This window comes from Klebsiella sp. KE9456 (assembly GCF_043832615.1).
Classification (GTDB): Bacteria; Pseudomonadota; Gammaproteobacteria; order Enterobacterales; family Enterobacteriaceae; genus Klebsiella; species Klebsiella indica.
Map to the genome: position 1 here is coordinate 1 of NZ_JBDYQK010000034.1, position 20661 is coordinate 20661.

At 55.6% G+C, this 20661-nt stretch carries 17 protein-coding genes; 13 read left to right on the forward strand and 4 right to left on the reverse strand.

The features are described from left to right. Positions 1 to 206: 206 nt before the first annotated feature. Positions 207 to 1157, reverse strand: coding sequence for a sugar-binding transcriptional regulator (locus tag ABK821_RS23260; protein ID WP_138359174.1), 951 nt, complete (start codon positions 1155 to 1157; stop codon positions 207 to 209). 316 nt (positions 1158 to 1473) lie between these two features. On the opposite strand from ABK821_RS23260, the gene ABK821_RS23265 reads away from it, so the two are divergent. From ABK821_RS23265 to ABK821_RS23280, 4 genes are read left to right on the forward strand one after another with little or no spacing between them, the layout of a single operon-like run. Beyond that, on the forward strand, positions 1474 to 2304 hold the full coding sequence (locus tag ABK821_RS23265) for a transketolase (RefSeq protein ID WP_138359036.1): 831 nt from the start codon (positions 1474 to 1476) through the stop codon (positions 2302 to 2304). Continuing rightward, positions 2297 to 3253, forward strand: a complete 957-nt coding sequence (locus ABK821_RS23270) for a transketolase C-terminal domain-containing protein (protein ID WP_343178829.1) — start codon at positions 2297 to 2299, stop codon at positions 3251 to 3253. The genes ABK821_RS23265 and ABK821_RS23270 overlap by 8 nt, the downstream gene beginning before the upstream one ends. Positions 3254 to 3284: 31 nt before the next feature. After that, positions 3285 to 4703: an L-fucose/L-arabinose isomerase family protein gene (locus ABK821_RS23275; protein ID WP_138359040.1), complete on the forward strand. Its 1419-nt coding sequence runs from the start codon at positions 3285 to 3287 to the stop codon at positions 4701 to 4703. Between the two features lie 7 nt (positions 4704 to 4710). After that, on the forward strand, positions 4711 to 6222 hold the full coding sequence (locus tag ABK821_RS23280; RefSeq protein ID WP_138359176.1) for an FGGY family carbohydrate kinase: 1512 nt from the start codon (positions 4711 to 4713) through the stop codon (positions 6220 to 6222). Positions 6223 to 6286: 64 nt separating this feature from the next. Here ABK821_RS23280 and ABK821_RS23285 read toward each other — a convergent pair whose 3' ends face one another. Beyond that, positions 6287 to 6439, reverse strand: coding sequence for a Hok/Gef family protein (locus ABK821_RS23285; RefSeq protein WP_142501694.1), 153 nt, complete (start codon positions 6437 to 6439; stop codon positions 6287 to 6289). 223 nt (positions 6440 to 6662) lie between these two features. Continuing rightward, on the reverse strand, positions 6663 to 8696 hold the full coding sequence (locus ABK821_RS23290) for a choline transporter (protein ID WP_142501695.1): 2034 nt from the start codon (positions 8694 to 8696) through the stop codon (positions 6663 to 6665). Positions 8697 to 8824: 128 nt separating this feature from the next. Here ABK821_RS23290 and betI point away from each other — a divergent pair, with 128 nt between their 5' ends. From betI to ABK821_RS23330, 8 genes are all read left to right on the forward strand, one after another. Beyond that, positions 8825 to 9418 (forward strand): transcriptional regulator BetI, encoded by a 594-nt coding sequence (gene betI, locus ABK821_RS23295; protein ID WP_343178830.1) that lies wholly within the window; start codon positions 8825 to 8827, stop codon positions 9416 to 9418. 10 nt (positions 9419 to 9428) lie between these two features. Beyond that, entirely contained in the window at positions 9429 to 10901 is a 1473-nt protein-coding gene (betB, locus tag ABK821_RS23300) for a betaine-aldehyde dehydrogenase (protein ID WP_138359048.1), read from the forward strand. A gap of 14 nt (positions 10902 to 10915) precedes the next feature. Continuing rightward, a complete protein-coding gene (gene betA, locus ABK821_RS23305) occupies positions 10916 to 12580 on the forward strand; it encodes a choline dehydrogenase (protein ID WP_138359050.1) in 1665 nt (554 codons plus the stop codon). A gap of 373 nt (positions 12581 to 12953) precedes the next feature. After that, positions 12954 to 14522: an ABC transporter substrate-binding protein gene (locus tag ABK821_RS23310; RefSeq protein WP_142501697.1), complete on the forward strand. Its 1569-nt coding sequence runs from the start codon at positions 12954 to 12956 to the stop codon at positions 14520 to 14522. Between the two features lie 114 nt (positions 14523 to 14636). Next, a complete protein-coding gene (locus ABK821_RS23315; protein WP_241675606.1) occupies positions 14637 to 15686 on the forward strand; it encodes an ABC transporter permease in 1050 nt (349 codons plus the stop codon). Further along, positions 15686 to 16519, forward strand: coding sequence for an ABC transporter permease (locus ABK821_RS23320; RefSeq protein WP_138359054.1), 834 nt, complete (start codon positions 15686 to 15688; stop codon positions 16517 to 16519). Before ABK821_RS23315 ends, ABK821_RS23320 begins: the two co-directional genes overlap by 1 nt. After that, complete coding sequence (locus ABK821_RS23325; protein WP_395034176.1) at positions 16512 to 17348, forward strand: ABC transporter ATP-binding protein; 837 nt, start codon at positions 16512 to 16514, stop codon at positions 17346 to 17348. The genes ABK821_RS23320 and ABK821_RS23325 overlap by 8 nt, the downstream gene beginning before the upstream one ends. Then, the gene (locus tag ABK821_RS23330) at positions 17335 to 18039 is read left to right on the forward strand and encodes an ABC transporter ATP-binding protein (protein WP_138359058.1); all 705 of its coding nucleotides are present in this window, start codon (positions 17335 to 17337) and stop codon (positions 18037 to 18039) included. The genes ABK821_RS23325 and ABK821_RS23330 overlap by 14 nt, the downstream gene beginning before the upstream one ends. Before the next feature lie 306 nt (positions 18040 to 18345). Here ABK821_RS23330 and ABK821_RS23335 read toward each other — a convergent pair whose 3' ends face one another. After that, entirely contained in the window at positions 18346 to 19683 is a 1338-nt protein-coding gene (locus ABK821_RS23335; protein WP_395034177.1) for an aspartate aminotransferase family protein, read from the reverse strand. 182 nt (positions 19684 to 19865) lie between these two features. Here ABK821_RS23335 and ABK821_RS23340 point away from each other — a divergent pair, with 182 nt between their 5' ends. Further along, positions 19866 to 20630: an SDR family NAD(P)-dependent oxidoreductase gene (locus ABK821_RS23340; protein WP_138359062.1), complete on the forward strand. Its 765-nt coding sequence runs from the start codon at positions 19866 to 19868 to the stop codon at positions 20628 to 20630. Positions 20631 to 20661: the final 31 nt, after the last annotated feature.

Sequence of the window (20661 nt, forward strand, 5' to 3'; positions counted from 1 at the left end):
CGGACGCCAATAGAAACGTTACTTGATGGAAAACGCATCTGGGCTGAGAAAAATTTAAGCCAGATGTAATCTGACAGATACCTGTATAAATAACCGGTAACTGTCAGATCAGGTCTGAGCTAATACACGTAAGGTATGCAGGACTTTTTTCATAACGCTCGCCCTGACCAATATGAGTTAATATCGACTTTTCACCATGAGCAATATCACCCTTTGAGCAAAGCGCGTGCAGTAGGGTAATCAGTAATCAGTACATCAATATATTCACCCTGCAACGCTCCACGAATGGCATTGCTTTTTTCCACCCCTCCCGCTAACGCAATCACGTGCTGACAACGGCGAATTTGCTCCAGTTCCATACCAATAACCGGGTCCTCATCATGGCTTAGCACCGGCTTACCCGAGGCATCGTAATAATGTAAACAAATATCCCCTACAGCCCCACGAGAAGCCAAAAGCTGAAGCATTTCTTCGTTATAATAGTTGCCCGAGTTTTTCAATAATTGTGATGGTTCAAGCACACCGATCCCAACGATTGCGACGTCAACTGCAGAAAATTTTTCCACAACTGTTGCTACGTCCGGGCTATTCACCAGACGAGAACGCTCTTCAACAGAATGTTCAATACTCTGTGAAGGGAGTAACCATACCGGACATCCGAGATGCGCAGCCAGTTGCTGGGTGAGAATCGTTGCCTGCACGTTACCGTTTGGACCAACGCCGCCTAAAAGCTGAATCACGCCCGCTGCACGAATATTTTGCGGATGCATTTCATCAACCATGCAACGTATTGTCCCACTCCATGAAGAGATACCCACCAGGTCTTCCGCACGTAAACGCGTTTCGACATAATGAGCAGCTGCGCTACCAATGGCGCGCTTTATCTGTCCGCTATCAGCATTTTCACCTGCATCCACCACTATCGCCTGACGGATACCGAAGCGCTGTTCAATAGCCTTTTCCAGTTCAACAAAGATGTTGGTTGGTTGTACAACGGTGATCTTCACCAGCCCTTCTTTCTGACAACGCGTCAGCGCTCGTGAAACAAACGATTGTGACAGATGCAGCAATGAAGCAATTTCAGACTGTTTTTTGTTTTCGCTATAGTAAAGCGTGGCAATTTTCACCAGTAAACGCTGTTCATCCTGTTTCGACATAGCATTCCCCTTGAATTCCTGTCTGTTATTTTTATTCATAGTTGAATAGATAACAAGCTCGCTCAACTTCAACATCTTTCCCGCAAATGTGATCATTTTCTCTTTTTTTAGAAAATAGCCTGTACAAGTCGTAGACAAACCCTTTAACAGGGCATATCTTACACATATGAATAATAAATCGGTTATGAATATATATTCAGAGCAATAAATAATCGTTTGTTTTGCCTGATGTTTAGCTCAATCAAAACATCCTATGCTCTTTTTCATCCTGATTGAATATTTATTCATTATAGAATTTAAATTCAAGAGGTATCCTATGAATCCGTTTTCGCTCTCCATTAAGGAGTTAGAAAAGAAAGCACGATCTATCCGTCGCCGTATCATTGTGTTAAATGCTGAAAGCCCGGCAGGCGGCCATACCGGAGCAGACCTTTCACAGGTTGAGCTACTTACCGCTTTATATTTCCGTATTCTGAACTGCTCTCCTGAACTCAAAGATAGCGAAGAGCGGGACATATATATCCAGTCCAAAGGGCATGCGGCAGGAGGCTACTACTGCGTACTGGCTGAAGCAGGTTTTATCCCGACAGAGTGGCTCGCCACTTATCAGCACGCTGAATCTCACCTTCCTGGCCACCCCGTGCGTCACAAAACGCCCGGTATTGAACTCAATACCGGTGCTCTGGGGCATGGTTTACCCGTCGCTGTCGGCATCGCGCTGGCGGCAAAACGCAATAACAGCCATCGTCGGGTATTCGTCGTAACCGGCGATGGCGAACTGGCCGAAGGCAGCAACTGGGAAGCCGCACTGGTCGCAGCCCACTATCAACTGGATAATCTTTTTATTATTAACGATAAAAATAACCTTCAGTTGGCAGGAGCAACCAGAGACATTATGAATACCGACCCGCTGGACGAAAAATGGCGGGCTTTTGGTATGGAAGTAACGGAATGTAAAGGTAATGACATGGCCGATGTCGTGAGCACGCTGGAAAGCCTTCATCCTCACGGTAAACCGCACGTTATTATTGCGCATACGACCAAAGGCGCAGGGGTTTCCTTTATACAGGGACGCCCGGAGTGGCACCATCGCGTGCCTAAAGGCGAAGAAATTGAACTGGCGCTGGAGGAACTGAAAGATGAGTAATAGCGAACATCTCGCCACCGTAATGGTGAATGCCTTTATTGATGCAGTAGATCGCGGCGTGGACCTGACGCCTGTTGTCGCTGATTCGACTTCAACAGCAAAAATTTCACCCTTTATGAAAAGGTTTCCGGGCCGTCTTGTTAACGTGGGCATCGCGGAACAAACGCTGGTTGGCGCAGCCGCTGGCCTGGCGCTGGGCGGAAAAGTCGCCGTCACCTGTAATGCTGCGCCGTTCTTAATCTCTCGCGCCAACGAACAGATTAAAGTCGATATTTGTTACAACAATACCAACGTAAAATTATTTGGCCTCAACGCCGGGGCCAGCTACGGCCCATTAGCCAGTACGCACCACAGTATTGATGACATCTCTGTTATGCGTGGTTTCGGCAACATTGAAATTTATGCACCATCCAGCCCAATTGAGTGTCGGCAAATTATTGATTATGCGTTGGCACATGTCGGTCCGGTGTATATCCGTCTGGATGGTAAAGCTCTGCCGGAATTACATGATGGCAACTATCAGTTCGTGCCCGGAAAAATTAACCTCCTGCGGCAAGGCAGTGATGTCGCGCTGGTGGCAATGGGCTCAACCGTTCATGAAATCGTCGCTGCTGCAGCTCAGTTGGCAGAAAACGGAATCGATGCCACGGTTATCAATGTCCCGTCTATTCGACCTTGCGATACTGTCCAGCTGCTGGAAATCCTTAAACCGCATCAGGCCGTGGTGAGTGTAGAAGAGCATAACATCAACGGAGGTATTGGCAGTCTGGTCGCGGAAGTCCTCGCCGAAGCCGGTTGCTCAATTCCTCTGCGTCGTCTCGGGATCCCGAATGGCGGGTATGCAATTGCTGCCGACCGTACAGCCACACGCGCATATCATGAAATTGATGCCGCCGGCATCGTAAAGAATGCAACAGATCTGTACCTCACACAGACCGACAAAAAATAACAAGACTGAATATCTTACTGGAGAATGAACAATGTCCCGAATTCCGCAGAAACTGACTATGGGCGTCATTATTGGTAACCGGGGCTTTTTCCCGAGTTATCTGGTTGCAGAGGCGCGCCAACACGCAACTGTTCTTTTTGAACGACTGGGCATTAATACAATTATGCTTAATGACACCCAGACAGAATTAGGCGGCGTCGAGACTCGCCAGGATGCCAAAATTTGTGCGGCGTTATTCCGTGCCCATCGCGATGAGATCCATGGCGTTGTCGTACTGCTTCCCAATTTTGGCGACGAAAAAGCAGTGGCAGAATCCTTGCGCCTTTCCGGACTCAATGTTCCTGTTCTGATTCAGGCGGAAGAGGATAATCTCGACAAAATGGGGCTGGCAACCCGCCGTGACAGTTTCTGTGGAAAAATTTCTCTCTGTAATAACCTACGCCAGTACGGTATCCCATTCACTCTGACAAGCCAGCATGTTTGCGCCCTCAGCGGTGAAGTGTTTGAAAAAGACCTTAAACGCTTTGAACAAATTTGCCGTGTAGTAAATAGCATGCGCACAGTACGTGTCGGTGCAATCGGTGCGCGTCCTGCGGGTTTCAATACCGTTCGCTATAGCGAAAAATTGCTGGAACGCCTGGGTATCGCCGTTGAAACTCTGGATTTATCTGAAGTCTTCACCCGCATCAAACTTTTGCGGGATGACGATATTCGCGTTGATGAGAAACGCCGCCTGCTGCTGGATAACGCTGACGCCAGCACAATCTCAGCCGATAAACTGGTTATGATGGCAAAACTTTTCGTCGTTATCAGTGAATGGGTCGTCACCAACGATATCGACACCACCGCCATCCAGTGCTGGACTTCCCTGCAGGAAAACTTAGGTATTAACGTCTGTTCAATAATGAGCGTCATGTCCGGGCAACTGATGCCAAGCGCCTGTGAGGTTGACGTAATGGGGGCGCTGTCGATGTATGCGCTAGCCAGCAGCAATTTGAGTCCTGCTTCTATTGCCGACTGGAACAATAATTTTGGCGACGATCGTGACAAATGCGTCCTGTTCCACTGCGGTAACTTTGCTGCCGCCAGCCTCGAATCGCCACACATGGGTACCGCCGATATTATTGGCACCACGGTGGGTAAAGAGAACACCTGCGGTGCGGTACATGGCCGAATGAAGAGCGGCGCGCTGACTTATTTCCGTATGAGTACAGATGATCTGACGGGCGAGATCAAAGCCTATGTTGGTGAAGGTCAGTCAGTTGACGATCCTCTGGATACCGTTGGCTGCCGTGCGGTAATCCAGGTTCCACAGCTTGAAAAACTACTGTCGTGGATTTGCCGCAACGGTTTTGAGCATCATGTGGCAATGAATCATTCAGCGAGCGCGGAAATTCTGCATGAAGCCTTTACCCGCTACCTTGGGGTTAATACCTATTGGCATCAGTGAGGCGAATATGGCCAGCAAAGAGATCATCATCGCCCTTGATGAGGGTACAACCAATGCTAAAGCCGTTGCACTGGATGCGCATGGCAAAGTACTGGCATCGTTCTCCCGAGGGTTGACGATCAGTACTCCCCAGGAAGGATGGGTGGAACAACCTGCAGAATTGTTGATTGACGCCTCTATTGATGTTATATCGCAGGCGATCGCCGCCGTCGGGGCGGATAATGTCGCGGCGCTGGCTATCAGTAACCAACGCGAGACCGTTGTTGGCTGGTATCGCTGCAACGGACGCCCTCTCGCGGCGGCTCTTACCTGGCAGTGTTCACGTACCGCCGCCTTTTGTCAGTCGCTCCGCCAACAGGGTGCAGAGGCGCAAATCAAAGCAGTAACCGGTCTCCCGATTGCGCCTCTGTTCTCTGCCTCTAAAATGCGCTGGTTACTGGAATCTGTCCCAAACGGTTTCGAATTAGCCGAAAAAGGGGAGATCTGTCTGGGAACGGTCGATAGTTGGCTGTTATGGAATCTGAGCGGAGGGCACGCCTTCAGCTGTGATTTTTCTAACGCCTCGCGAACCCAACTCTTCAATCTCCATACCGCAGACTGGGATAACGGTATGCTTGCCTTGTTCTCAATCCCGGGCTGTGCGCTTCCTACCATTCGCCCCTCCAGCGGGTTATTCGGCCACACATGCGGATGCCCTGGGATCCCGGATGGTATTCCTCTGATGGCGATGATCGGTGATTCCCATGCGGCTTTGTTTGCCCACGGTCTTGGTTCCGAGGGCTGTGTGAAAGCGACCTACGGTACCGGTTCTTCAGTGATGGCTCCCGTCAACTCTGCGCAATGTGACGTTAATGCCCTGGCGACTACGGTGGCCTGGCACGACGGCGATCGTCTGGTATACGGGCTCGAAGGGAATATCCCGCATACCGGGGATGCCGTCGCCTGGATGGTGGAGAGCACAGGCCTGGATCAGCTATCTTCCGACGACCTGACGCAGCAGTTAAACCTGCTCCCCCGTTCAATTGACTCGACGCTGGGGGTCTATTTTGTTCCTGCGTTAACCGGGCTTGGTGCGCCATGGTGGGATGAAAACGCACGCGGTGTAATTCGTGGGCTCAGTCGTGGCGTTAAACGCGCTCATCTTGTCAGAGCTGCGCTGGAATCTATTGCTTATCAGATTGCAGATGTGACTATGGCGATGCGCCAGCATTCCGATTTTACCCTGAGCGCATTAATGGTAGATGGAGGGCCAACAAAAAATGACTGGCTTATGCAGTATCAGGCGGATCTATTGGGCTGTCCGGTAATGCGCAGCGATGTGGCGGAGCTCTCTGCCATGGGAGCGGCTCTGCTGGCGCGCAAAGCCCTGCTAAACATTGCCACACCGGCGCTCCGGCAGTTTCTCCCGGAACATATCAGCTTCCAGCCCGATATGGTTCGCCACAACAGACTGCAAAAACGCTGGCATGAATGGCAATCCGCGGTTGAAATGGCTCGACAGCAAAAAATTAGCGAATAAAAAAGGTCCCTTAAGGTTCCTTACCCAGCCTGCGGATAAGCGGGGATCGCTCCCCGCATACCGGCTACTTCTTCGTTTCGTAAGCGAGAACCGCCTTAAACTCCATACGACGTTCTTTGATACTCAGCTCACACAGCGAGTTGCGCACCATTAACGTCAACCCCAGCGCAGTCAAACACAACACGATGACCGCCACCAGGGCGTATTTTGTCAGCATCTCGTTGCCTCCATGCGAAGAAGAGGCTACTATCCAGCGTGATGGGTTTGGATTGTCGGCCTCAGGTTGATGGTAACATCTCCTGGGGCTTCGTCTTTCTGAATCCTCACCTAAAGCCTGAACGCAGAAAGCCTCAGGCACCCACCGCCATCATACGCTTCCCTGCGTATCCCACTGTTTATTTAGCCAGTACAGTAGTACTTTCAGAAAACATTTAGCCTACCTACATTCCAGGGAAGGTCACGCTGTTGCCCGGCGCTTCGCGATGCAGGTGGATAAAGTTAAGATGGCGCTCGTACTGGTCAAGAATATCGGTGATCACCTGCTCTTTGCTGTAATCCATCAGATCATTACCCTGGCTCCCCTCCAGCAGGAAAGTCTCCAGACGATAGTAGGTCGACTTCCCGCTGCGCGCCCGGTAGGTGAAGCCCGGAATGGAATACTGTTGCGGCCAGATCTGATAAACAAAGTTCTGCTCATCGCCCATATGCACCAGCAGATCGAGATGGCCGAGATTATCGCCCTCTTCCGGCGGCAGGCTTTTCAGCTCGACGTAAGCGCCGCGCAGCTTAAGTTCCTGCGCCACCTCTTCCATCGCCGGGAAACAGACCGTCTCCATCATCTGTCGGGTATAGCGAGTGCCGGGATAGTTCATCAGGCGCGACAGGCGTTTCTTCCAGCTCAGACGATCCTGCACGCCCAGCGGACGCGGAGCGGTGTCGCGGTTAGCGCTCTCACGGCGATAATCCTCCACCTTCAGCGACTTATACAAACCCGCCATCACAAAGAAGATCACGAAACTAAACGGCAGCCCCATAATCACGGTCGCGTTCTGCAGGGCAGAAATCCCGTTGGTCATCAACATGCCCAGAGTCAGCAAGCCGATGGCCATCGACCAGAAAATCCGCAGCCAGTTTGGCGCATCGCTGTTGATATCCTTCAGCCTGGAAGTGAAATTGCCCAGCACCAGCGCCCCGGAATCGGCGGAAGTGACATAAAACAGCAGGCCGGTAATAGTCGCCACCGATGCGCTAAAGGTAAACGCCGGATACTGCGCCAGCAGGTTATAGAAGCCACGCTCCGGATGAGCGATTGCCTCTGCGGCAAAATCCGCATTGCCGTGGATAATTTCATACAGTGCGCTGTTGCCGAACACCGACAGCCACAGCAGGGTAAAGGTGAACGGAATAATCAACGTGCCCATCACAAACTGGCGAATGGTGCGCCCGCGGGAAATACGCGCCAGGAACAGGCCAACAAACGGCGACCACGCCACCCACCACGCCCAGAAGAACAACGTCCAGTTGTTCATCCACTCCACCGGGCGGTCGAAAGCGAAGCTGTTCAGGGTCATGCCCATAAAACGATTCACATAGTCGCCCACGTTAAGGACCAGCGCATTGAGCAAAAACTCGGTATCGCCCATAAACAGAATGAACAGAATCAGCCCCAGCGCCAGCACCACGTTAAGCTCGGAAAGAATACGAATGCCTCTGTCGACCCCGGAGGTCACTGAAATGGTCGCGATAATGACCGACAGCACGATCAGCGCCGCTTTCGCTCCCAGCGAATCCGGAATATCAAACAGCACGTTCAGGCCGTAGTTAAGTTGTACCACGCCAATCCCGAGAGTGGTGGCGATACCAAAAATTGTGCCGATGACGGCGGCGATATCCACGCTGTGACCGACAGGGCCATTAATCTTTTTGCCGAAGATAGGATAGAGCGCGGAGCGAATGGTGAGCGGCAAATTATAACGATAGCTAAAGTATCCCAGCGCCATCCCCATCAGGGCGTACATCGCCCAGCCGGTTAACCCGTAGTGAAACAGCGTCCACACCATCGCCTGGCGCGCCGCTTCCATGGTCTGCCCCGCCCCTTCCGGCGGCTGCATATACTGGGTCACCGGCTCGGCAACGGAGAAAAACATCAGATCGATACCGATACCGGCGGCGAACAGCATCGCCGCCCAGCTTAATACGCTAAACTCCGGCTTTGAGTGCTCCGGCCCAAGTTTCACCGAACCGAAGCGCGAACAGGCGATGCATACGACAAACACAATATACAGCGTCGCGGCCAGCAAGTAGTACCAGCCAAAGGTCTTCGACACCCAGTTTAGGGTACGACTAATCCAGGCCGCGGAAAAATCACTGAAGAAGAGAGTCATCAGGGAAAACAACAAAATCAGTCCAGCGGAAGTGTAAAAAACCACCGGATTGATTTTGTCCTTTTCTCTGCTCGGCGAAAGGTCTGTCATCCATTCTCCTTACTATTTTTGCAACTATTAAAATCAAAATCCGCAACAATTAAGACACATTTTATATTGAACGTCCAATCAAAAACCGCTTTAATAGATAAACAAATCTGATGAATGGAGTCTGAGAAATGCCCAAACTGGGGATGCAACCGATACGGCAGCGGCAATTAATTGACGCCACCCTGGCCGCAATCAATGAAGTGGGTATGCATGATGCCACCATCGCACAGATTGCCCGGCGGGCTGGCGTATCGACCGGCATCATCAGCCACTATTTCAAGGATAAGAACGGGCTACTGGAAGCAACGATGCGTGATATCACCGGTCAGCTACGTCAGGCGGTACTAAGCCGCCTGCGCGCCCTGCCCGACGCCGCCCCCTCTGAACGACTGCGCGCCATCGTGGCCGGCAATTTCGACAACAGCCAGATAAGCGGCGCGGCGATGAAAACCTGGCTTGCCTTCTGGGCCAGCAGCATGCATCAACCGATGCTCTATCGCCTGCAGCAGGTCAGCAGCAGGCGTCTGCTGTCGAACATCGTTTATGAATTTCAGCGCGTTTTGCCGCGCGAAGCGGCACAAGAAGCGGGTTATGGCCTTGCCGCACTGATCGACGGGCTGTGGCTACGCGCGGCGCTGAGCGGTAAACCGCTGGATAAAGCCCGCGCCGAAACGCTCGCCGGACACTTCATCAGCCAATATTTGCCACTGACTTCTCAATAATGGAGGACCCATGTCCCGAATGGCCGAACAGCAGCTTTATATCCATGGTGGTTATGTCTCCGCCACCAGCGGTAAAACCTTCGAGACCATCAACCCCGCCAGCGGGGAAGTTCTGGCAACCGTCCAGGCCGCTGGGCGCGAAGATGTCGATCGGGCGGTAAAAAGCGCCCAAAAAGGGCAAAAAATCTGGGCAGCAATGAGCGCGATGGAACGCTCGCGCATTCTGCGTAAAGCGGTCGATATCCTGCGCGATCGTAACGATGAACTGGCGCGTCTGGAAACCCTCGATACCGGGAAACCGCTGAGCGAAACCGCTGCCGTGGATATCGCCACCGGCGCTGACGTCCTGGAGTATTACGCGGGCCTTATTCCGGCGCTGGAAGGCAGCCAGATCCCGCTGCGCGACAGCGCATTCGTCTACACCCGTCGCGAACCGCTGGGCGTGGTCGCCGGGATCGGCGCCTGGAACTACCCGATCCAGATAGCCTTATGGAAATCAGCCCCGGCGCTGGCGGCCGGTAACGCGATGATCTTTAAGCCGAGCGAAGTCACCCCGCTCAGCGCCCTGAAGCTGGCAGAAATCTACCGCGAAGCAGGACTTCCGGAGGGCGTGTTTAATGTTCTGCCGGGCCTCGGCGCCGAAACCGGTCAGTATCTCACCGAACATCCGGATATCGCCAAAATCTCCTTCACCGGCGGCGTCGCCAGCGGCAAAAAAGTAATGGCTAACTCCGCCTCGTCATCATTGAAGGAAGTGACTATGGAGCTGGGCGGCAAATCACCGCTGATCGTTTGTGAAGATGCCGACCTCGACCTCGCCGCCGACATCGCGATGATGGCTAATTTCTACAGCTCAGGTCAGGTCTGCACCAACGGCACCCGCGTGTTTATTCCGGCGCGCTTTAAAGCGGCCTTTGAAGAGAAAATCCAGGCCCGCGTGGCGCGTATTCGCCCCGGCGATCTGTTTGATGAAAACACCAACTTCGGCCCGCTGGTAAGCTTCCCGCATCGCGACAACGTGCTGCGCTATATCGAGAGCGGCAAACAAGAAGGCGCGCGCCTGCTGTGCGGCGGAGATGTGCTGAAAGGCGAAGGATTTGACCACGGCGCGTGGGTCGCGCCGACGGTATTTACCGACTGCCATGACCAGATGACCATCGTCCGTGAAGAGATTTTCGGCCCGGTGATGTCAATTCTGACCTACGACGATGAGGCAGAAGTGATCCGCCGCGCCAACGCCACCGAATATGGTCTTGCCGCCGGTGTCGTCACCCCGGACTTAAACCGCGCCCACCGTCTGATTCATCAGCTTGAAGCCGGGATCTGCTGGATCAACAGCTGGGGCGAATCCCCGGCGGAAATGCCGGTCGGCGGCTACAAACACTCCGGCATAGGCCGCGAGAACGGCGTCCAGACGCTCCACAGCTACACCCAGGTAAAATCCATCCAGGTTGAGATGGGTCAGTTTCAATCCATATTTTAACCAGGAGGCCATTTTTGCAATTTGACTACATCATTATCGGTGCCGGTTCCGCCGGCAACGTACTGGCGACACGATTAACAGAAGATCCCCACACCAGCGTTCTGCTGCTGGAAGCGGGCGGGCCGGATTATCGTTTCGACTTCCGCACCCAGATGCCTGCCGCGCTGGCCTTTCCGCTGCAGGGACGACGCTATAACTGGGCCTACGAGACCGAACCCGAGCCGTATATGAACAACCGCCGCATGGAGTGCGGGCGCGGTAAAGGCCTTGGCGGCTCCTCGTTGATTAACGGCATGTGCTATATCCGCGGCAACGCCATGGATCTCGACAACTGGGCCAGCGCGCCTGGACTGGAGCAGTGGAGCTATCTTGACTGCCTGCCCTACTACCGCAAAGCGGAAACCCGCGATATCGGTGCGAACGACTACCACGGCGGCGATGGCCCGGTGAGCGTCGCCACGCCAAAGCAGGGCAATAACCCGCTGTTCCACGCGATGGTGGAAGCCGGCGTGCAGGCCGGTTATCCACGCACCGATGACCTTAACGGCTATCAGCAGGAGGGGTTTGGTCCGATGGATCGAACCGTGACGCCGCAGGGCCGCCGCGCCAGTACCGCTCGCGGCTACCTCGACCAGGCCCGCAAGCGCCCCAATCTGACCATCCGCACCCACGCGTTGACCGATCATATTATTTTCGACGGCAAGCGCGCAGTGGGCGTGGAGTGGCTGGAGGGCGACAGCGCCGCACCGTCCAAAGCCACCGCCAATAAAGAGGTGCTGCTCTGCGCGGGGGCCATTGCATCGCCGCAGATCCTGCAACGCTCCGGCGTCGGCAACCCGGAACTGCTGCGCCAGTTCGATATTCCGCTGGTTCACGCGCTGCCTGGCGTTGGCGAGAATTTGCAGGATCATCTGGAGATGTATCTGCAGTATGAATGCAAAGAGCCGGTGTCGCTCTACCCGGCGTTACAGTGGTGGAATCAGCCGAAAATCGGCGCCGAATGGCTGTTCGGCGGCACCGGCATCGGCGCCAGCAACCAGTTCGAAGCGGGCGGTTTTATCCGCAGCCGCGAAGAGTTTGCGTGGCCAAATATTCAGTACCACTTCCTGCCGGTGGCGATTAACTACAACGGTTCCAACGCGGTGAAAGAGCACGGTTTCCAGTGCCATGTAGGCTCCATGCGCTCACCGAGCCGCGGCCACGTACGCCTGAAATCGCGCGATCCGCATGAGCATCCGGCCATCCTGTTTAACTACATGTCCTGCGAACAGGACTGGCAGGAGTTCCGCGATGCGATTCGCATTACCCGCGAAATCATCAATCAACCAGCGCTGGATAACTATCGCGGACGGGAGATCAGTCCCGGTCTGGAATGCCAGAGCGATGCCGAACTGGATGAGTTCGTACGTAATCACGCCGAAACCGCCTTCCACCCCTGCGGCACCTGTAAAATGGGCTACGACGAAATGGCGGTGGTCGACGGCGAAGGCCGGGTACATGGTCTGGAAGGCCTGCGCGTGGTCGATGCTTCGATTATGCCGCAAATTATTACCGGCAATCTGAACGCCACCACCATTATGATTGGCGAAAAAATCGCCGATGCCATTCGCGGCCGTCAGCCGCTGCCGAGAAGCACGGCGGCGTATTATGTGGCGAACGGCGCGCCGGTACGGCGTTAAAAGGCTGCCCCCCTCTCCCGGATGGGGAGAGGGCATTATCCCTCTGCGGGTTTGGTAACCCGGGTCAGGCCTGTCATTGGCCCGCCATCGCCATCAGCCATTTCCTACCACCAGCCAGAGACGCCATCGTTGACCTGCTGATCAAATGCATTAATCTCCGGCACACGTCTATCTCCCGCGCGTGTTTTAATTTGTTATCTCAGGCAGCAAGAGTCGCCGGAGGACAACCGGCGCAATTCTCCTTAATAACGTATTGGCCTTGTTTATGCCTTTTATGCATAAATTTATCCGTATTTTGACTTTACGCCTTTGATTAAGCGGCCTAACGTAGCGAAACATCAAGAATCGTAATCACTCTTTTCAGGAAGCGTTCATGACTAAAAAACTGCTGCCGCTGCTGGTACTGACCGCGTTATCAGCCGCCGTCCACGCCGCCACGCCGCCGAATACCCTTGTGGTCGCCCAGGGACTCGATGATATTGTCAGCCTCGATCCGGCGGAGGCCAACGAGCTTTCCAGCATCCAGACAGTACCGAGCCTCTATCAGCGCCTGGTGCAGCCGGATCGCGATAACCCGGAAAAAATCACCCCAATTCTGGCCGAAAGCTGGCAGGCAGATCCGGCAGCGAAAACGCTGACCTTCAGGCTGAAGCCCGACGCTAAGTTTGCCTCCGGCAACCCGCTGCGCCCGGAAGATGTTATTTTCTCATACACCCGGGCGGTGACCCTTAACAAGTCTCCGGCATTTATTCTTAATGTGCTCGGCTGGCAGCCGGATAATATCGCCAGTCAGTTAAAAAAAGTGGATGACCACACCCTGGAGGTACACTGGACCGCCGACGTCAGCCCGGCGGTGGCGCTGAATATTCTCTCCACGCCAATTGCCTCTATTGTGGATGAGAAACGGGTCGCGCCGAACGCTAAAAACAACGACTTCGGCAACGGCTGGCTGAAAATGCACTCTGCGGGCAGCGGCGCTTATAAAATGCGGGTCTATCAGCCGCACCAGGCCATCGTACTGGAAGCCAATGACAGCACGCCGACCGGCGCACCGAAGCTAAAAAGCATCATTATTAAAAATGTGCCCGATCCGGCTTCCCGTCGCCTGCTGATCCAGCAGGGCGATGCCGACGTGGCGCGTGACCTCGGCGCCGATCAGATTGCCGCTCTGCAAGGTAAAGCGGGCGTCAAGGTTCTCAGCATCCCCTCCGCCGAACAGAACTATCTGGTCTTTAACACCGGCAACAGCGCCAACCCGCTGCTAAAAAACCCGGCTTTCTGGCAAGCGGCACGCTGGCTGGTGGATTACGAGGGCATTACCAAAGATCTGCTGAAGGGCCAGTATTTCATCCACCAGAGCTTCCTGCCGGTCGGTCTGCCGGGTGCGCTGGATAATAACCCGTTTAAATTCGACCCGGCGAAAGCCAAAGCGATCCTCGCCAAAGCGGGGATCAAGGATGCGCATTTCACCCTTGACGTCGAGAACAAACCGCCATTTATCACCATCGCACAGTCGATGCAGGCCAGCTTTGCCCAGGGCGGCGTGAAGGTGGATCTGCTCCCGGCGGCTGGTAGCCAGGTGTATGCCCGCGTGCGTGCCAGACAGCATCAGGCGGCGATTCGTCTGTGGATACCGGACTATTTCGACGCTCACTCTAACGCCAGCGCTTTTGCTTACAACGACGGTAAATCCAGCACCGTGGCCGGACTGAACGGCTGGCAGATCCCGGCGCTGAATAAAGAAACCCTGGCGGCAGTTGCCGAACCCGATCCGGCTAAACGCCTGGATCGGTATAAAAAAATGCAGGAAGAGCTACAGCGCAGCTCTCCTTATGTGTTTATTGACCAGGGGAAAACGCAGATTGTGGTCCGGGATAACGTGAAGGGCTATCAGCAAGGCCTTAACGCCGATATGGTCTGGTATGATCGGGTAACCAAGTAGCGACGTACTCTTTTCGTCCTGGCCGAAATACCCCGGATAGCGGCCATCGGTTCGCCGCCATCCGGGGGAACATCCCGGCCACGGAAATTCGGCTTTTTTACCAACGGAATAACCATGTCTGCTGTTTTACCTACCAGAGCAGAACGGCGCGCAAAACGCTCTCTGCTCGCGTTATTTCAGGGACTGCTGACGCTGGCGCTGACCCTGCTCGGCCTCCTGCTGGTCACTTTCGCCCTCTCGGCGCTGTCGCCGGTTGACCGGGTGTTGCAAATCGTCGGCGACCACGCCAGCCAGTCCACCTACGACCAGGTACGGCACCAGCTCGGCCTCGACCAGCCGCTGCCGCTACAGTTCTGGCACTATCTGGTGAATCTCGCCCATGGCGATCTCGGCATCGCCAGTTCCACCGGTCAACCGGTACTCCACGATCTGCTCACCGCCTTCCCTGCCACGCTGGAACTGGCCACCCTGGCGCTAATTATCGGCGCGCTGCTTGGCGTCATCGCGGGCGTCCTGTGCGCCCGCTACGTCGGCTCGCCGTGGGATCTGGCGATGCGGACCTTTACTCTGCTCGGCAATTCGGTGCCAATTTTCTGGCTTGGTCTGCTGATGCTGGCGCTGTTTTACGCCAAATTACAGTGGACGCCAGGACCGGGGCGACTGGACGATATTTATCAGTATACCGTCGAGCCACGCACCGGCTTTGCGCTGATCGATACCTGGCTCTCAGGCGACAAAGCGGCATTCAAAAATGCCGCCGGACACCTGCTGCTACCGGTGCTACTGCTGGCTTATTACTCGCTGGCCAGTATCACTCGCTTAACCCGCTCCGCCTGCCTGAGCGAAATGAACAAAGAATATATCCTGCTGGCGCGCGCCAAAGGGGCCAGCGAGATGACCATCCTGCTGCGCCATGTGCTGCCGAATATACGCGGTACCCTGTTAACGGTGATCGCCCTGGCGTATACCTCGATGCTGGAAGGCGCGGTGCTGACCGAAACCGTCTTCTCCTGGCCGGGAATTGGCCGCTATCTGACCACCGCGCTGTTTGCCGGGGATACTACGGCGATTATGGGCGGCACGCTGCTGATCGGCGCGAGCTTTGTGTTGATTAATAACCTCACCGACCTGCTGGTGCGGTTGACCGACCCGAGGGTGCGCTGATGCCGACTACTCTGTTTTTACACCGTCTGCGCCGCTCGCCTGCCGCCTTTTGCGGCCTGATCATTATTACCTTGCTCCTGCTGGTCGCCCTCTTCGCCCCGTGGCTGGCCCCGCTCGACCCAAACTGGCAGGATGCCGCCGCGCGTCTGCAAGGGCCCGGCGCCCAGCACTGGCTCGGCACCGATAGCTATGGCCGCGACCTGCTTTCAAGGCTGATTTTCGGTGCCCGCCCCGCTCTGGGCCTGGTGGCGCTGGTCACCGTCATTACTCTGCCCGTGGGTCTGCTGGTGGGGATTCTCTCCGGTTATTACGGCGGCTGGCTCGAACGGGTATTGATGCGTTTTACCGATGTTGTCATGTCGATGCCAAGGCTGATTCTGGCTTTCGCCTTTGTCGCCATGCTCGGCCCTGGGCTGGTCAACGGCGCGCTGGCGCTGGCGCTCACCACCTGGCCCGCCTACGCCCGCCAGGCACGCAGCGAAATTCAGCGCCTGCGCCACAGTGATTATCTGGCGGCGGCGGAGATGATGGGCATTCGCGGCTGGCGACTGCTGATCGGCCATATTCTGCCGCTCTGCCTGCCATCGGCTATCGTCCGCCTGGCGCTGGACTTAGCCGGTATTATTCTGGCCGCCGCCGGTCTTGGCTTTCTCGGCCTCGGCGCACGTCCGCCAATGGCGGAATGGGGCGCGATGATTGCCGACGGCATGCAGGTGATTTTCGACCAGTGGTGGATCGCGGCCGCCCCTGGCGCCGTCATTCTGATCGCCAGCCTGGCGTTTAATCTGCTCGGCGATGGCCTGCGCGACGTACTGGAGCCACAACATGACTGATATCCGACTGAACGTTCAGGGACTCGCCATCGACTATCCTGGCGCACGGGTGGTGAACGATTTAAGTTTTACTCTCGGCAACGAGCGGCTGGCGCTGGTCGGCGAATCCGGCTCCGGCAAGTCCATGACCGCCCGGGCGCTGATGGGGCTGGTGCGCAAACCCGGCGTGGTAAGCGCCGATACGCTCAACGTGCTGGGGCGCAACGTCTTAACCCTCAACGATCGCGGCTGGCGCAACCTGCGCGGCAACGATATCGCCATGGTGCTGCAGGACCCGCGCTATGCGCTCAATCCGGTAAAAAGCATTCAGGCCCAACTGGAGGAAGCGCTAACGCTACATCAGCGCCTTAACCGTCGCGCGCGACTGGATGCGGTCAAAGCCGCCGTGGCCGCTGTCGGCCTCGATTTACCGGTACTGAACCGCTATCCGGGAGAACTCTCCGGCGGCATGGGTCAGCGGGTGATGATCGCCATCGCCTTGCTCAACAATCCGCAAGTGCTGATTGCCGATGAACCCACATCAGCCCTTGATGCCCGTCTGCGCAATCAGATCCTCGAACTGCTGGTGGAACAATGCGAACAACGGCAAATGGCAATGCTTTTGATTAGCCACGATCTGCCATTGGTGGCGGAACACTGCCATCGGGTGCTGGTGATGTATCAGGGGACAAAGGTCGATGAAATGGCGGCGCGGGATCTGCCTGCGGCAACCCATCCCTATACCCGTACCCTGTGGACCTGCCGCCCGGACGCGCAAACCTATGGCCGGATGCTCCCCACGCTCGACAGAACCCTGGACTTTACGGAGGTGGCGCATGGCAATCGTTAATCTTAACGATCTCCAGGTCGTTTTCGCTGAAAAAACGGCGGTGTCTGCCGCCCGTTTTGCCGTTGATGCGGGAGAAACCTTCAGCCTGATCGGCGCATCCGGCTGCGGAAAGTCAACCATTTTGCGAGTGTTAGCGGGGCTACAGCGCGACTGGCGCGGCAGCGTCGAACTGTTTGGTCAAGCCATTACGCCCGGCGCGCGTTTTCAGGGCGAACTACGGCGCAACGTGCAGATGGTATTTCAGGATCCCTACGCCTCGCTGCACCCGAATCACACGCTGTGGCGTACGCTGGCGGAGCCGTTGAAAATTCACGGTCTCGACGAGATTGCGCAGCGGGTTAGCACCGCGCTGGAACAAGTGGGACTCCCCGCCGACGCCGCGCGCCGTTATCCGCACCAGCTCTCCGGCGGCCAGCGCCAGCGGGTGGCGATCGCTCGCGCCCTGCTGCTGCATCCAAAAATCCTGCTGCTGGATGAGCCGACCTCGGCGCTGGATATGTCGGTTCAGGCGGAAATACTTAATCTGCTCAATCGGTTAAAACAGGAGCATGGGATGACCTATCTGCTGGTCAGCCATGATGCCGATGTGATTGCCCATATGTCGGACCGGGCGGCGTTTATGGCAGAGGGCGTAATTCAGCGCTTCTTTGATCGCAACGCGCTGGTAAATGGCGAACACCGGATGGGCTAACCGGCTCCCCTCACCCTCTCCACAGAGAGAGGGTGAGGCTGATGACAAACCTGATTTAGATATTGTGCTCGCATTTCTGCCGGGTGGCGGCTATCGCTTTATTTGGCATGTAAAACCAATAATATCATCATGTTATGGGTTTTTCGTAGGCCCGCGCAAGCGAAGCGCCGCCGGGCAATTCCGGAAAAACGCACTTTGTCAGCAATCTGACCCTCTCCACAGAGAGAGGGTGCGCTTCTTCCGGGAATCGGGGAACCTGAACAGGTGCGCAGTATTGCCTCCGGCTAAACACCCCGCGCTGACGCCCTACTTCGCCAGGTTCGCGAAACGGGCAAATACCGCGTCAAAAATCGCCAGTCCTTTCGCCACCTGTTCGGCGCTGATAGTGCATGGCGGCACCACGTGAATACGGTTTTCCACCACAAACGCCAGCAGACCGGCTTCAGTTAACGCGCCTTTAATCGCCGCCATATCCGCCACGGTCAGCGGTGTTTTATCCTGTCGGCTGCTGACCAGTTCCAGCGCCTGGAACAACCCGCGACCGCGCACGTTACCGATAATCGCATGTTTTTCCGCCAGCGCGTCCAGCCCAGGACGCAGCACCTCATTACCGATAGTCGCCGCGTTCTCCACCACTTTCTCGTCTTTCATCGCATCAATGGTGGCGACAATCGCCGCCATCGCCAGCGGATGGCCGGAGTAGGTCAAGCCACCGGCAAAAAAGTGATCATCAAAGTAACGGGCGATCGGCTCACTAATCAGTACCCCGCCAGCCGGAACATAACCGGCGTTAACCCCTTTCGCGAAAGTGACCAGATCCGGCACCACGCCATCCTGCTCAAATGCGAACCAGCTACCGGTACGGCCAAAACCGGCCATCACTTCATCGAGGATCAGTACAATGCCAAACTCATCGGCCAGCGCCCGCACGCCCTGCATATAACCATCCGGCGGCACCAGAATCCCGGCGGTGCCCGGAATGGACTCCAGCAAAATCGCGGCAATCGCGCTCGGACCTTCGCATTCAATCATCCGCCGCAGATGCGCCAGCGCGCGCTGGCACTCCTCCTCTTCCGTCGTGGCGTTAAATTCGCTGCGATAGAGGTAAGGGTTGAAAAAGTGTACATGACCGCGGGAATACTCGTTCGGCACGCGACGCCAGTCGCCGGTGGCGGCAATCGCGCTACCGGTGTTGCCGTGATAGGAACGATAGGCGGAGAGCACTTTATCGCGGCCGGTATACAGCCGCGCCATGCGGATAGCGTTCTCGTTGGCATCCGCGCCGGCGTTGGTGAAAAACACTTTACTAAAGCCTTCCGGCGCCAGTTCGACAATACGCTTCGCCGCTTCGCCACGGGCGAGGTTGGCGGTCGCTGGCGCGATGGTGACCAGTTCTTCCAGCTGCGCCTTCATGGCCGCCAGCACGCGAGGATGCTGATAGCCAATATTGACGTTCACCAGTTGGCTGCTGAAATCAAGATAAGTGTTGCCTTCGTAATCCCACAGCTCACAGCCTTTGGCCCCGGCGATCACCAGCGGATGTAAATTGCCCTGCATCGACCATGAATGAAACACATAGGCGCGATCCAGCTGCCGAACTTCATCATTACTTATCGCGACCTCGTTCTGTATTGCCAGCTTCATACCCTGCCCTCTCTCATGTCGTTGTTGTTGGCTTCATCATTGGCCGCGTCAAAGCAAAACCGATAGAGCCAGTGCGTGGAAAATGATGTGACACGGTGTCACATCTCCACGTCCCGACTGGCCCTGTGCCCCGCAGAGCGGCGTTTTTATAGTGGTCACGACAACCTGCACAGGAGAATGAAATGGCAACAAGTAAAGTAGTATTTATTACCGGGGCGACTTCGGGATTTGGTGAAGCGGCGGCGCAGGTTTTCGCCGATGCCGGCTGGTCGCTGGTATTAAGCGGGCGCCGTTTCGCGCGGTTAAAAGCGTTACAGGATAAACTCTCGTCTCAGGTGCCGGTGCATATCATCGAACTCGATGTGCGTGACAGCAACGCGGTCGCCGCCGCCGTAGCGGCGCTTCCCGCTGAATTCGCCGATATTACCACCCTGATTAATAACGCCGGGCTGGCGTTGTCGCCGCTGCCAGCGCAAAAAGTAGAGCTGGAAGACTGGAAAACGATGATCGACACCAACGTCACCGGTCTGGTCAACGTGACCCACGCCCTGCTGCCGACGCTGATCAACCACGGTGCGGGCGCAAGTATCATCAATATCGGCTCTATCGCCGGACAATGGCCCTATCCGGGCAGCCACGTCTACGGCGCCAGCAAGGCGTTCGTGAAGCAGTTTAGCTACAATCTGCGCTGCGACCTGCTCGGTACCGGCGTGCGGGTCACTGACCTTGCGCCGGGAATTGCCGAAACGGAATTTACCCTGGTGCGCACCAAAGGCGACCAGGCAGCATCGGATAATCTCTATCGCGGTACCACCCCGCTGAGCGCACGGGATATTGCTGAGCAGATGTTTTACATCGCCACGCTACCGGATCATATGAATATCAACCGCGTGGAAGTGATGCCGGTGCGTCAGGCCTGGCAGCCGTTTGCAATCGATCGGGATTAAGGTTCTGTCCGGACGGCAAAACCGCAGACCA